Annotated in this window: 13 protein-coding genes; 11 read left to right on the forward strand and 2 right to left on the reverse strand. The window is 65.1% G+C overall.

Annotated elements, in window-relative coordinates; all coding sequences use genetic code 11:
• Window positions 1-14: 14 nt before the first annotated feature.
• Genes YP76_RS11955 through YP76_RS11995 form a run of 9 tightly spaced genes read left to right on the forward strand, consistent with a single transcriptional unit; the run spans window position 15 to window position 8,480 of the window.
• Window positions 15-779: an SDR family NAD(P)-dependent oxidoreductase gene (locus YP76_RS11955; protein ID WP_046763829.1), complete on the forward strand. Its 765-nt coding sequence runs from the start codon at window positions 15-17 to the stop codon at window positions 777-779.
• Entirely contained in the window at window positions 769-1,722 is a 954-nt protein-coding gene (locus YP76_RS11960) for an SDR family NAD(P)-dependent oxidoreductase (protein ID WP_046763830.1), read from the forward strand. The genes YP76_RS11955 and YP76_RS11960 overlap by 11 nt, the downstream gene beginning before the upstream one ends.
• An 11-nt stretch (window positions 1,723-1,733) precedes the next feature.
• Window positions 1,734-2,633, forward strand: a complete 900-nt coding sequence (locus YP76_RS11965; protein ID WP_046763831.1) for an SMP-30/gluconolactonase/LRE family protein — start codon at window positions 1,734-1,736, stop codon at window positions 2,631-2,633.
• 60 nt (window positions 2,634-2,693) lie between these two features.
• Window positions 2,694-3,251 (forward strand): UGSC family (seleno)protein, encoded by a 558-nt coding sequence (locus YP76_RS11970; protein ID WP_046763832.1) that lies wholly within the window; start codon window positions 2,694-2,696, stop codon window positions 3,249-3,251.
• Entirely contained in the window at window positions 3,169-4,269 is a 1,101-nt protein-coding gene (locus YP76_RS11975) for a hypothetical protein (protein WP_232307522.1), read from the forward strand. The genes YP76_RS11970 and YP76_RS11975 overlap by 83 nt, the downstream gene beginning before the upstream one ends.
• On the forward strand, window positions 4,266-5,732 hold the full coding sequence (locus YP76_RS11980) for an AMP-binding protein (RefSeq protein ID WP_046763834.1): 1,467 nt from the start codon (window positions 4,266-4,268) through the stop codon (window positions 5,730-5,732). The genes YP76_RS11975 and YP76_RS11980 overlap by 4 nt, the downstream gene beginning before the upstream one ends.
• 20 nt (window positions 5,733-5,752) lie before the next feature.
• Complete coding sequence (locus tag YP76_RS11985) at window positions 5,753-6,580, forward strand: CmcJ/NvfI family oxidoreductase (protein WP_046763835.1); 828 nt, start codon at window positions 5,753-5,755, stop codon at window positions 6,578-6,580.
• 3 nt (window positions 6,581-6,583) lie between these two features.
• A complete protein-coding gene (locus YP76_RS11990) occupies window positions 6,584-7,675 on the forward strand; it encodes a CaiB/BaiF CoA transferase family protein (protein WP_046763836.1) in 1,092 nt (363 codons plus the stop codon).
• Window positions 7,653-8,480, forward strand: coding sequence for a sugar phosphate isomerase/epimerase family protein (locus tag YP76_RS11995; RefSeq protein WP_232307524.1), 828 nt, complete (start codon window positions 7,653-7,655; stop codon window positions 8,478-8,480). The genes YP76_RS11990 and YP76_RS11995 overlap by 23 nt, the downstream gene beginning before the upstream one ends.
• Window positions 8,481-8,508: 28 nt before the next feature.
• On the opposite strand, the gene YP76_RS12000 is transcribed toward YP76_RS11995, so the two are convergent.
• Complete coding sequence (locus YP76_RS12000) at window positions 8,509-8,829, reverse strand: 2Fe-2S iron-sulfur cluster-binding protein (protein WP_046764094.1); 321 nt, start codon at window positions 8,827-8,829, stop codon at window positions 8,509-8,511.
• A gap of 217 nt (window positions 8,830-9,046) precedes the next feature.
• Here YP76_RS12000 and YP76_RS12005 point away from each other — a divergent pair, with 217 nt between their 5' ends.
• Both YP76_RS12005 and YP76_RS12010 read left to right on the forward strand, forming a co-directional pair.
• Window positions 9,047-10,060: an alcohol dehydrogenase catalytic domain-containing protein gene (locus YP76_RS12005; protein WP_046763838.1), complete on the forward strand. Its 1,014-nt coding sequence runs from the start codon at window positions 9,047-9,049 to the stop codon at window positions 10,058-10,060.
• Window positions 10,060-11,226 carry a sulfotransferase family protein gene (locus YP76_RS12010; protein ID WP_046763839.1) on the forward strand — a complete coding sequence of 389 codons (1,167 nt, stop codon included), beginning with the start codon at window positions 10,060-10,062 and terminating at the stop codon, window positions 11,224-11,226. Before YP76_RS12005 ends, YP76_RS12010 begins: the two co-directional genes overlap by 1 nt.
• 17 nt (window positions 11,227-11,243) lie before the next feature.
• On the opposite strand, the gene YP76_RS27010 is transcribed toward YP76_RS12010, so the two are convergent.
• Window positions 11,244-12,001, reverse strand: a protein-coding gene (locus YP76_RS27010; RefSeq protein WP_100237303.1) for an IS5 family transposase whose coding sequence is annotated in 2 segments (ribosomal slippage) — window positions 11,244-11,665 and window positions 11,665-12,001 — 759 coding nt in all. Because the reading frame shifts where the segments join, the coding sequence is not laid out codon by codon here.
• Window positions 12,002-12,241 lie beyond the last annotated feature (240 nt).

The raw sequence follows: 12,241 nt of genomic DNA on the forward strand, positions 1-12,241 counted from the left end.
CAGAAGGACAAGATATGGCAGGACCCCTGGAAGGCAAGGTCGCGCTGATCACGGGCAGCGGGTCCGGCATGGGCGTCGGCATCGCGCTCGCGGTCGCCAAGGCCGGCGCGGCGGTGGCGCTGGTGGGCAGGACGGTTGAAACGTTGGAGCGCACGCGAACGCAGATCGAAGGGGCCGGAGGACGCGCCATCGTCGCGCCGTGCGACATCACCGACCGGGGGCAGGTGAACGCCACCGTCGCCCGAACGCAGGCGCAGCTCGGCCCCGTCTGGCTGCTGGTCAATAATGCCGTATCGACCGACAACCGGCCGATCGAGGAAGTGGACGACGCCAATCTGGACCTTGTCCTGCGTTCGTCGATCCACGGATCGCTCTATATGATGCAGGCCTGCTTTCCGACGATGAAGGAGCGGGGCGGGCGGATCGTGAACTTCGGTTCGGGCGGCGCGACCATGGGGCTGCCGGAGGTCGGCGCCTATGCCATCGCGAAGGAAGGCGTAAGGGGCCTGACCAAGACGGCGGCGACCGGCTGGGGGAAATATGGGATCACGGTCAACACTGTCTGTCCCATGGTGGCGACGCCGCTGTTCGATGTCTGGTGGCAGAGCCTGAGCGAAGCGGAGCGCGGGCATCATCTTTCGATGATCCCGATGCGCCGCATGGGCGATGGGGAGCAGGATGTCGGCGGACTGATCGTATTCCTGGGCAGCGAGGGCGCCGGCTACATCACCAGCCGTACGCTGCATGTCGATGGGGGGCGCGCCTTCTATGACCGTTGAGAACTGGTTCGAGGGGCGGGTGGCGGTCGTCACTGGCGGAGGCAATGGCATCGGGCGCGCCCACGCGCTGGCGCTGGGGCGGCACGGCGCGAAGGTCGTCGTCAATGATTTGGGCGGCGCCCCCAATGGGCAGGGGGCGTCGCACGAGGCGGCCGATGCCGTCGTGGCGGAGATCAGGGCGATGGGCGGGGAGGCGGTCGCCAATCACGATAATGTCGCCGATCCTGCAACGGGCGCGAAGCTGACCCAGTGCGCGCTCGACCATTATGGCCGGGTGGACGTTGTGATCCCCAGCGCGGGCATCGTCGTCAACAACCGGTTCGAGGACATGACCGCCGACGATTTGGACAGGGTGATCGACGTTCATCTGAAGGGCAGTTTCTTCCTTGCCCAGTCGGCATTCCGGCAGATGCGCGCGCAAGGCTATGGTCGCTTCGTCTTCACCGGGTCGGGCACGGGCATGTTCGGCCATGGCTGGATGGGCAATTATGCCATGGCGAAGGCGGGAATCGTCGGTCTGTCGCACATTGTCGCCATTGAGGGGGCGCCTCATGGCATCGTCTCCAATGTGCTGATGCCCAACGCTTCAAGCCGGGTTGGCGTCGCCATGGGCAGCGGCTTCCGGGAACTGCCTGCTTTCGCGGCAAGCATGGACCGCATTGATTTCGCAGCCAATCGGAAGGGCGATCCGGGCTATAGCGCGGCGCTGGCGCTTTATCTGGCGAGCGATCGTTGCGCGCGTACGCGCGGCGTCTTCTCCTATGCCTTCGGGCGCTATGGCGAGGTGCCGCTCGCCGTCAGCAGGGGGTGGCAGGTGGAGGGCGATGAAATGCCCGGACCCGCCGAGATCGAGAAGCATTGGGACGCGATCTGCCGCCGCGACGAACTGGATGAGCCGGCGGACGTCTATGACGAATATGCGTTGGTGCTGGGTATCCGATGAAGGAGCGAAGGATGCGGGAGAGGGATGCGACTGTGCGCTGCGTGCTGGACATCAGGGCGGAATCGGGGGAGACGCCGGTCTGGTCCGTGGCAGAGCAAAAGCTGTTCTGGGTCGATCAGGAAGCGTGCCGGCTCAATGCCTTCGATCCGGCCAGCGGAATCAATGAAAGCTGGCAGATGCCCGCCCATGTCAGCAGCTTCGCGCTGCGCGGCGCGGGCGATCCGGTTGTCGTGGCGCTGCGCACCGGGCTGTTCGATTTCGACCGGACCAGCGGCACGCTGGAGCCCATCGCCGCGCCGCCGCCCTATCGCGTCGAGACGCACCGTTATAATGACGGGCGCTGCGACCGGCAGGGCCGCTATCTGATCGGATCGGTCGACCTTTCCTTTTTCGAGAGCAAGGTGCCTGGAGGCGCAGCCATCTACCGGCTGGATGGCGCCGGGCTGACCGAGGTGATCCGGGACATCACCTGTAGCAACGGCATGGCCTTCAGCCCCGATGGGCGGACCCTGTATCTGGCCGATTCCCCGGCCGGGGTGGTCTATGCGTTCGACTATGACATCGAAACGGGAACGCCTTCCAACCGGCGCGTCTTCATAGAGCGGGACCGCGGCGACGGGATTTTCGACGGCGCGGAGGTGGATGCGGAGGGCGGCTATTGGGTGTGCCTGCTGATGAAGGGGGCTGTGGCGCGCTACACGCCGGACGGCAGGCTGGACCGGGAGATTGCCGTGCCGGTGCTGCAACCCACCAAAATCGCCTTTGGCGGGCCGGATATGGCCACGCTTTACCTGACGTCCGCGGCGCATCGGCACCTTCCGGGCGACCAGCCGCTGGGCGAGCAGGCGGGGGGCGTCTTTGCGATCGACACGGGTTTCGGCGGGATTGCGGAGCCAAATTATCGCTACTGACGCATCAGGGTTGATTGACATGTTGCATGCAGCATGCAAATTAAGTCGCGAGGTGACGATATGACGATAATTCTCGACCCCAGCGCGTCCCTGGCGCACGATATTGCCGATCCCGGCCCCGACGCAGGCGCGCTTGCGGGCAAGAAGATCGCGATCCGCATCGACATGCTGTGGCGGAGCTGGGACTGGGTCAGCGAAATCTGGGCCGAAGGGCTGCGGGCGGAAGGCGCGGAAGTGACCTTCTGGCGCAGTTGCGGCCGTACCGGCGAGGAAGGCGTGCAGGCCGACCGTGAATATGGCGCGCTGTTGGAGCGGAGCGACATGGCCATTGTGGGCCTTGGCAATTGCGGGTCCTGCACCAGTTGGACCATCGCCGACGCGCTGACGGCGGCGGCCACCGGCATACCGACCATTGCCGTGGCGACGGCTCATTTCGAAGGGCTGGCCCATAATCTGGCGAAGCGGGGCGGTCGATCGGGCCTGCGCCTGCATATCCTTCCCTATCCACTCGACATTCTACCCAAAGAGCAGGTCCATGACATTGCAAGAAACCACTATCGATCGTTCCTGCGGAATTTCGGGGTGCGAAGCGGACTGGCTGAGCAGTCGGCGGCATGAGGTCGACGACGACATCGTCGCCTTCAACCATTTCGCCATGGCGCAGGGCTGGGGCGACGGGCTGCCGCTGATCCCGCCGACGCAGGAGCGGGTGCAGGATTTCCTGATCGCCGGCGGGCGCTTTCCCGACGAGCTGATCGCCGTGCTGCCGCCGCTGCGCGCCGAATGCACGGTCGAGAAGATCGCGATCAACGCCGTCATGGCAGGCTGCACAGGTGATGCCATGCCGCTGCTGTGCGCGGCGATCGCGGCGATGGCCGATTCCAAATTCGACCTTGCGGGCCTCAACGCCACCACCGGATCGGTGGTGCCCGCGGTGATCGTCAACGGGCCGATCCGCAACCGGCTGGACATTCCCTGTCAGGCCGGGTGCCTGGGCGGGGTTGCCGGGCCCGCGGTGGCGATCGGCCGGGCCATCCGCCTGATCATGCGCAATGTGGCGGGCCAGTTGATCGGTTCGACCTCGCAAAGCGTCTACGGCACGCCGGGACGCGTCGCGGGCATCGTCTTCGGCGAATGGGAGGAACGCTCCCCCTGGACGCCGTTGGCGGAACGTCGCGGCGTTCCGGGCGATGCCGTCACGGCCTATGGCGCGATGGGCACGGCCAATATCTGCGACGTGGTGGCGAACAGCGCCGACGGTTTCCTCGACATGATCGCCAAGTCCATGGCCTATCCGGGGGCGAACGGTTTTCTCCCCTCCTCCGCCTTTGCCGAGACGCTGTGCGTGATCAACCCGATCTGGGCGGAGGTGATCGCGAAGGCCTATCCGAAGATCGAGGATGTTCAGGCCTATATCTGGGATAAATGCGCGCTGCCGATCGACTGGTTCCGGCCGGAATATCGCGATCCCATCGGGAAGCTGGGCCGGATCAAGCCGGATGGCCGCGTCCATCTGGTGCCCACGCCCGACGACGTGCTGGTGATGGTCGGCGGCGGCGAGGGTGGCCTGCATGCCGCCATGATCCATAGCTGGGGCACATGCCTCACCGTCACCAGGCCGGTTTCAGCGCCATGAGCGGTGACGTGATCATCGGCGAGCGCGTTCGCGCGCGGGCCGATCTGCTCGACCGGGCGGCGCGGCTGGCGAGCGCGATGGCGGCGGCGGGTGTCGGCCCGGGCGATGCGGTGGCGCTGCTGCTGCGCAACGACTTTGCGGTGCTGGAAGCCAATCTGGCGGTGCGCAAGCTCGACGCCTATGGCGTGCCCATCAACTGGCACTGGCATGGTGCGGAGATCGGCTATGTGCTGCGCGACGCCGCGCCCCGGCTGCTGATCGGCCATGCCGACCTGCTCGACGGCATCGAAGGGGAGATTCCCGACGATCTGCCCGTCGTCGCGCTGGGCGGGAAGGGCGAGCGTCAGGATTATGACGACTGGATCGCCGCGCATCCGCCCCATGCGGGCGACGGCAACGGCCTTGGTTCCTCCATGGTCTATACGTCGGGCACCACGGGCAAGCCCAAGGCGGTCAAGCGCCTGCCCGCGACGGGCGAGGAATCCGCGCAGCGCGCGCGGGTCCTGTCCGTCATCCACGACACCGCGCCGGGCAATGTCGCGCTGGTGACGGGACCGCTTTACCATCTGTTCAGCCAGGCGATCCTGATGGCGACCTTCGGCGCCGGGGGCCGGGTGGTGGTCATGGAGCGCTTCGACCCGGAAGAATGCCTTCGCCTGATCGAGAAGCATCGCGTGACCCATAGCGCGCTCGTCCCCACGCTGTTCGTGCGGTTGTTGCGTTTGCCCGAAGAGGTGAAGGCGCGTTATGATCTTTCCACCCTTCGGCATGTGGTGCATTCCGGTGCGCCCTGCGCGCCCGAAGTCAAAAGGGCCATGCTGAACTGGTGGGGCCCGGTATTGCATGAAACCTACGGGTCGACCGAGACCGGCGTCGTCACGAAGATCAGTCCTGAGGAATGGCTGGCCCGGCCCGGCAGCGTCGGGCGGCCCGTTCTGACGGGGGAAGTCCGTATCCGCGGCGAAGACGGCCGGTGGGCAGGTCCGGGACGGACGGGCGACATCTATCTTCGCATTCACGGAACCCCCGACTTCACCTTTCACGGCGATCCCGAAAAGCGCGCCGCGGTGGAATATGACGGGCTGATCACCTGTGGCGACATAGGATGGCTGGATGAAGACGGCTATCTGTTCCTCTGCGACCGGCGCGTGGACATGGTGATATCCGGCGGGGTGAATATCTATCCGGCCGAGGTGGAGGCCGCTCTGCTGGAGCATCCGGCGGTGGCCGACTGCGCCGTGTTCGGCGTGCCCGACCCTGAATTTGGCGAGGCTCTGGTCGCCTATGTCCAGGCCGGCGGGACGCTGGGTCCCGAAGAGATCAAGGCGTTCCTGCGCGAGCGGATCGCCGGATACAAGGTCCCGCGCCATGTGATCGTGAGCGGTGCGCTGCCGCGCGAGGAGACGGGCAAGATCGTGAAGCGGAGGTTGCGGGAAGATTTCCTCGCGGCTGCGCCAGCCTGAATGGGACAGGAGAGGATGCCATGACCGTAACGGGACAGATCAACTATATCGACCGCAGCGCACCTGCCCCGACCACATGGTATGTCGATCCTCCCGCGGGAGTGCCCATCGACAATGTCGTCATCGACGCGCACGACATGACGATCAGGGACCTTCGCGATGACAAGGACGCGCTTGATCCCGCGACGCTGACGACGGTTCGGTTGACGGACGGTTTCGCTGCGTTCGACGATGATGAAGCGGTGCGCCGCGACCTTGCGCCCGCGATGGCGGCGGCGGCCCGCGCGTTGCTGTGCGACTGTCTGGTCCTGCCCTGGGACCATGCGGTGCGCCGTCGCCCATCCGGGCCATCCGCCTTTCGCGGATCGGGCACGCTGCGCCAGCCGCTGCTCCGCGCCCATTGCGATTATACGCCGCGCAGCATCGGTCCGCTGCTGCGGGACAGGCTGGGCGGCAGCGCCGAAGCGCTGGCGGGGCAACCCTTCATGATCGTCAATTTCTGGCGCGCCATCAGCGGTCCGCTCAGGGACGATCCGCTGGCCATTTGCGCGCCCGAAAGCGTGGCGGCGGAGGATCTGGTGCCGATCCGCCACGTCCATGCGCAGGGAGAGAGCGAGATTTATGGCCTGGCCCACAATCCCGCGCATCGCTGGTATTACATGTCGGACATGCAGCCGGACGAGGCGTTGTTCTTCACCCAATATGATTCGCGCAAACCCGCAACCTCCTGTGCGCCCCACACCGCTTTTTCGCTGCGCAATCCGACAGGGCCGGTGCCGCCGCGCGAAAGTTTCGAATATCGGCTCATCGTCTTTCCCGACATGACGCCGCAGACAGGAGTGTGTTGACGAATGGACGGACAGGGGAGGGGGGGCATCCCGCCGGGCGCCTTGGCGGGATTGAAGGTCATCGACATGGCGTCGCTCTACGCCGCGCCGCTGGCCGCGACGATCATGGCCGATTTCGGGGCCGACGTGCTGAAGATCGAGCCGCCGGAGGGCGATCTGTTCCGCGACAGCAAGATGTGGCCGGTCGTCGCGCGCGGCAAGCGATGCCTGGCGCTCGACTTGCGGTCGGAAAAAGGGATCGAACGGCTGAAGGCGCTGGTGGCGCAAGCCGACGTGCTGGTGGAAAATTATCCCGCCGCCGTGCTGGCCAAGCGCGGCCTGGGATGGGATGTCCTCTCCGCGATCAACCCGCGTCTTGTCATGCTGTCCCTATCCTGTTTCGGCGGCACCGGCCCTTATGCGGACCGGCCGGGTTCAGGCACGATTGGCGAAGGTTTTGGCGGCCTGACCGCGCTGATGGGAACCAGCGACGGGCCGCCGATGCTGCCTTCGGTGGCGTTGGGCGATGCGGTAGGCGCGATGAGCGCAGTGATCGGCACCCTGTCGGCGCTTTATTGGCGCGACCGCAACGGACGGGGGCAGCAAGTGGACGCCAGCCTCTACGAACCCATCCTCCAGATCGTCGCCCATGCGGGGCAAAGGTGGGAGCCGGGCCGTTCGCCCGAACGGTGCGGGTCGCGGCTGCCCGGCGTGTTGCGCAATGTCTATCGCACGGCCGATGGTCGTTATGTCGCCATTTCCGCCAGCACCGCCCGGCACGCCGCTGATCTGGTGGCGCTGGCGGGCGGGGAGGGGGACGATCAGGATGCCCGTGTCGCGGCCTGGATCGCCACCGTGCCGCAAGCGGTGCTGATGGAGCAGCTCGTCGCCCGGCGCATTCCGGTGACGCCGGTCAACAGCATCGACGACATGCTGGCGGACCCGCATGTAAACGCCCGCGGCAGTCTGGTCCATGTGGCGGATGACGCGCTGGGCGATCTGGCGCTGGCCGCACCCGCGCCGCGCCTGTCGGAGACGCCGGGTCGGATCGGTGAAGTGAACCCGCCGCTGGGTACGGATGCGGACGCAGCGCTTGAGCGCTGGACCCAAGGCTGACGGCCCCATGCGGATCGCCGCGCATCTTGGCATAGCCGATCCTGACGCGCCGTTGCTGGCCGCGACCGCCGGATCGGTCGATCCGGTCGCGCAGATATATTGCGCGGCCGGTCTGGGCTTTGCCGGTATCACCGACAATGGTTTGAAGACGCGCGCGCCGGAAGTGCAGCGGCGCATGGGCGCTGCGCTGCGCAGCCATGGGATGGAGATGGGGAGCTTCACCCATAATGTGCAGGGGATGGAGCCGTCCTTCTTCTGGGGCGCGCCTGTCGCCGACATGGAAATGGCGATGTCGGAGAGCCTGGCGGCTGCGGAGCGCATGGGGGGCGGCTGCATCAATGCGATCCTGCTGGATTGCGGCGGGCCGCAGGGCGATCAGGTTGCGAGGGCGTCGGAGAATCTCGCTGCCGCGGCCAGGCTTGCTGGGGAGCGGGGCGTGGCGCTGGCGGTCGAGGCGGTCAGCCGTGCCCGTGTGTCGTTGGCCCTCGTCGAGCGCGTGGCCGACGTTGCCGCTGTCGCGCGGGCGGCCGGGGTGGGATTGATCCTGGATAGCTGCCATTGCCATTGCGTGGGCGAAGACATGGCAGCGGCGATCGTGGCGCATGCCGACATCCTCTCGGCCGTGCAAATGGCCGACATGCCTGACCGCGTGCAGCCCGGCGCGGGCGTGATCGACTTTGCGCCGATCATCGCTGCGCTGCGGACAATAGGCTGGCGCGGGCTGGTAGAGGCGGAACTGATGCCGAAGATGCCGGGCATCAAGGAAGAAGCGGAGGCTGTCGCGGCGCTCAGGGCGCTCGGTTGACGCTTCGCGTGGCGCGCGCCCTCGCGCCTCAGCCTTGCCGTTCAGGCGTGTAGACGATGAGCCCATCCAGCGACGGGGTCAGGCGGATTTGGCAGGAAAGGCGTGAATCCGACCGTTTGCCATGGGCGAAATCCAGCATGTCCCACTCATCGTCGGATGGGGGACCCACCCGATCGATCCACGCGGGATCGATATGCACATGGCAGGTCGCGCAGGCGGCGCTGCCGCCGCATTCGCCGATGATATTCTCGACGCCCGCGCGCTTGCCGATGTCCATCACCGACTGGCCGACGTCTCCGTCCAGCGTGGTCGTGACCCCGGCAGGGGTGATGAAGGTGACATGGACCATGGTGATCCCCTTTGAACCGGCTTGGCGCGATCGGAAAGCGCTTATGCCGCCGACCGTCCCGGACATCATGTCTGCGATCACTCGCCGCCGATCTTCACACCTCTTCCCGCGACGGGCAGGTTCGGCCGCAGGCCGACCATTTCGTGCCACGCGCCTTGCCAGTTTAGGTACTTAAAAGTATCTATAATGGCATGGTAGAAGATTTTAGGAGAGAGAGATGAGGGCTGCGGTATTCAAGGGCGCGGGAACGCCGCTCGTCGTGGAGACGGTGGACGATCCCCAGCCCGGAGAGGGTGAAGCGGTCATCAAGGTCACGCGCTGCGGCGTGTGCGGCACGGACCTGCACATGACGTCCGGGCATGGCAATGATTTCCCCGTCAACAGTGTGATCGGCCATGAATATTGCGGAGAGGTCGTCGCGCTGGGCAAAGGCGTCGAAAAGCTCAAGGTCGGTCAGTTCGTCACCGCCATGCCGGTGGCGGGCTGCGGCCGCTGCGCGCCCTGCCTGGCCGGTTATCCGATGGCCTGCGCGCAGATGCAGGGCCTTGTCGGCGGCTTTGGCGAATATATGCGGATAGCGGCGACGAGTTCGATCGTGCTGCCCGACACGCTGACGCCTGCCGACGGCGCGCTGATCGAACCCCTTGCCGTGGGCCTGCGCGGCGTGCGGCTGGCGCAGATGCAGCCAGGCGCGAAGGTCGCGGTGCTGGGCGCCGGGTCGATCGGCCTTGCCGCCATCTATTGGGCGCGGTTGTTGGGCGCGGGGAAGATCGTGGCCATTTCCCGTTCGGCCCGGCGCGCCGATCTGGCGATACAGATGGGCGCCGACGGCTTCGAGGCCCTGGGCGATGGCGAGACGGAGCGCGTTTCGGCCGCGCTGGGCGGCATGCCCGACATCGTGATGGAATGCGTCGGCGCGGTCGGCATGACGCAGAAGGCGGTCGAACTGGTCGCGCCGGGGGGCACGGTCGTCTCGCTGGGTTTCTGCACCTCGCCCGATCCGATCCTGCCCTCGTTCGCCACCTGGAAACAGGTCACGATCAAATTCTCGTTCGCCTATGATCTCAGGGAATTCGAACATAGCGCCAACGCGCTGGACGCCGGGCATGTCGAGCCGCGCCTGATGGTGTCGCGGACGGTGGGCCTGGACGCCTTCCCCGACCTGTTCGAGCAACTGCGCGCCGGCGCCAACGAAACCAAGATTCATGTCGATCCGTGGAGCGCAGCCTGATGAACACAGAAACCATTGTCCAGGACCAGCAGATATTGACCCTCGACGCCCTGCTGGCTGCCTCGACAGCGCGCACGGGCCTTGACGATTTTGGCGACCCCGGCTTTCGCGAGGGGCTGGACCTGCTGCTGTCGGACATCCGCGCGCTCGACCTTGATCCCGCGTGCGTGCAGGCGACCGCATGGCGCATCGGCCAGTCGCTCGATACCCGCGCCCTGGCGGTCAAGGGGTTGAAGGAACGGCCGGAGGTGCTGGAGCAGCCGATCAGCGAGCCGATCATCATCGCCGGTCTCGTCCGTTCGGGCACGACGGCGCTGCACCTGCTGATGTCGCTCGATCCGCAGTTCCAGGGGCCGGAACATTGGCTGACCGTCTATCCCATGCCGCGCCCGCCGCGGGAGACGTGGGACGGTATTGCCGAATATCGGACGGAGAAGGCATCTTTGGACGCCTATCTGCAAGCGTCGCCGGAATCGGCCGACGATCATATGATGACGGCGGAGGGGATCGAGGAATCCCTCTTCATCCTCGGCTCTGGCTTTGCCAGCAATATGTGGCCGTCCATGTGGGAGGTGCCCAATTATGATCGCTGGTACCGCAGCCGCGACGACACCGACAGCTATCGCTGGCTGGCCGACGTGCTGCGTCTGATCGGCGCGGGGGACGATCGCCGCTGGCTGCTCAAGAACCCGACCGACCTCTTTTCCTTGCAGGAGGTGCTGAACGTCTTTCCCGACGCGAAGATCATCCAGACCCATCGCGACCCGGTGGATTCGACGCCTTCGGTCAGCAATCTCATCTTCTCGGCGCGCCGCGCCTTCTGCGGTGACAAGGCCGACCGCGCCGATGTCGGGCGGCGCGAGGCGGAGATGTGGGCGCAGGCATTGGAACGCGCCGAGTCGGCTCGGGCGAAAAGCGCCGCGACGTTCATCGATGTCGAGTTCCGCGACTTCACCCGTGACCAGATGGCGACGATCCGTTCCATCTACGACCAGCTTGGCCTGACGCTGACGGTCGAGACGGAGGGCGCGATGCAGGCCTGGCTCGATGCCCATCCCCATAAGCCGAGCAAGGGGCCCAAGCATAGGCCGGAGGATTTCGGCCTGACGCGGGAAGGGCTGGAGGAACGCTTCGCCGCCTATCGCGCGCGGCGCGGCTATATCTGACTAAGGTCTGTGGACATTTACCGACAAGCGATGAGTGTAGCGATTAGGTTGAGGTTGGCTTTGAAGCTGCCATCGGTTTTGTCGTATCTGGTTGCGATACCACGAAATTCCTTGATCTTGGCGAAGTAGTTTTCGACGAGGTGGCGCCATTTGTACATTTGGGCGTCGTAGTCGATGCAAGCTTTGCGATGCTTGCGCGGCGGGATGACGGCTTGCGCCTCTCGTTCGGCGAGTTCCGTGCGTAGCCAATCGGCGTCAAAGGCCTTGTCAGCGAGCAAGGCGTCGAACGTCAGCCCCTCGATCAACGGCCTGACGCCCATGATATCGTTGCGTTGCCCCGGCATCAGAACAAAACGCACCAGATTGCCCAGCGCATCGACCAGAGCCATGATCTTGGTCGTCAGCCCACCCTTCGATCTCCCGATGGCCTGATTGTGAGTCCCCCTTTAGCGCCGGTCGCCTTCTGGTGAACGGAAACAATCGTGCCATCGATGAGCGCATATTCCATATCGGGATCGTCCGACACAGCCTCGAAAAGCCGGTCGAACACGCCATCGCGCGCCCAGCGTCGAAACCTGCGGAAGTTGCTGTTCCAATTGCCAAACCCGGATGGAAGGTCGCGCCACGGCAGACCCGCGCGAACCCGCCAGAATACTGCCTCCAGAAATAAGCGCGTGTCCGCCGCCGTCACACCACGGTCTGTCACTTTGCCGGGAAGCAACCCCTCAAGTCGTTCCCACATCGCATCACTGATAACAAAACGGTTCGGGTCCATGTTCGCGCTCCCAAAAGGAGCTTGAATCACTTCTCAGCCAAAAAGAAAATCCCTATTGTCCACAGACCTTAGGCAGTATCGACATTCAGCTTAAAAATATAGGCGACGTCATGCTGAACTTGTTTCAGCATGACGATTTGAAATGAAGGCGGCTCCAACCGTACGAAATAGCTGAATGTCGATACTGCCTAGGCCGCGTGGACAAATTCGGAATGTCGGAAAATTGGCCAGAAGCGGACG

Origin of the sequence: Sphingobium chungbukense (genome assembly GCF_001005725.1) — a bacterium.
Classification (GTDB): domain Bacteria; phylum Pseudomonadota; class Alphaproteobacteria; order Sphingomonadales; family Sphingomonadaceae; genus Sphingobium; species Sphingobium chungbukense.

What these genes read in the sequence shown, in the direction of transcription:
- YP76_RS11955 (WP_046763829.1), top strand. Translation starts at nt 15, where the DNA reads ATGGCAGGACCCCTGGAAGGCAAGGTCGCGCTGATCACGGGCAGCGGG.
- YP76_RS11960 (WP_046763830.1), top strand. Translation starts at nt 769, where the DNA reads ATGACCGTTGAGAACTGGTTCGAGGGGCGGGTGGCGGTCGTCACTGGC.
- YP76_RS11965 (WP_046763831.1), top strand. Translation starts at nt 1,734, where the DNA reads ATGCGGGAGAGGGATGCGACTGTGCGCTGCGTGCTGGACATCAGGGCG.
- YP76_RS11970 (WP_046763832.1), top strand. Translation starts at nt 2,694, where the DNA reads ATGACGATAATTCTCGACCCCAGCGCGTCCCTGGCGCACGATATTGCC.
- YP76_RS11975 (WP_232307522.1), top strand. Translation starts at nt 3,169, where the DNA reads ATGACATTGCAAGAAACCACTATCGATCGTTCCTGCGGAATTTCGGGG.
- YP76_RS11980 (WP_046763834.1), top strand. Translation starts at nt 4,266, where the DNA reads ATGAGCGGTGACGTGATCATCGGCGAGCGCGTTCGCGCGCGGGCCGAT.
- YP76_RS11985 (WP_046763835.1), top strand. Translation starts at nt 5,753, where the DNA reads ATGACCGTAACGGGACAGATCAACTATATCGACCGCAGCGCACCTGCC.
- YP76_RS11990 (WP_046763836.1), top strand. Translation starts at nt 6,584, where the DNA reads ATGGACGGACAGGGGAGGGGGGGCATCCCGCCGGGCGCCTTGGCGGGA.
- YP76_RS12000 (WP_046764094.1), bottom strand. Translation starts at nt 8,829, where the DNA reads ATGGTCCATGTCACCTTCATCACCCCTGCCGGGGTCACGACCACGCTG.
- YP76_RS12005 (WP_046763838.1), top strand. Translation starts at nt 9,047, where the DNA reads ATGAGGGCTGCGGTATTCAAGGGCGCGGGAACGCCGCTCGTCGTGGAG.
- YP76_RS12010 (WP_046763839.1), top strand. Translation starts at nt 10,060, where the DNA reads ATGAACACAGAAACCATTGTCCAGGACCAGCAGATATTGACCCTCGAC.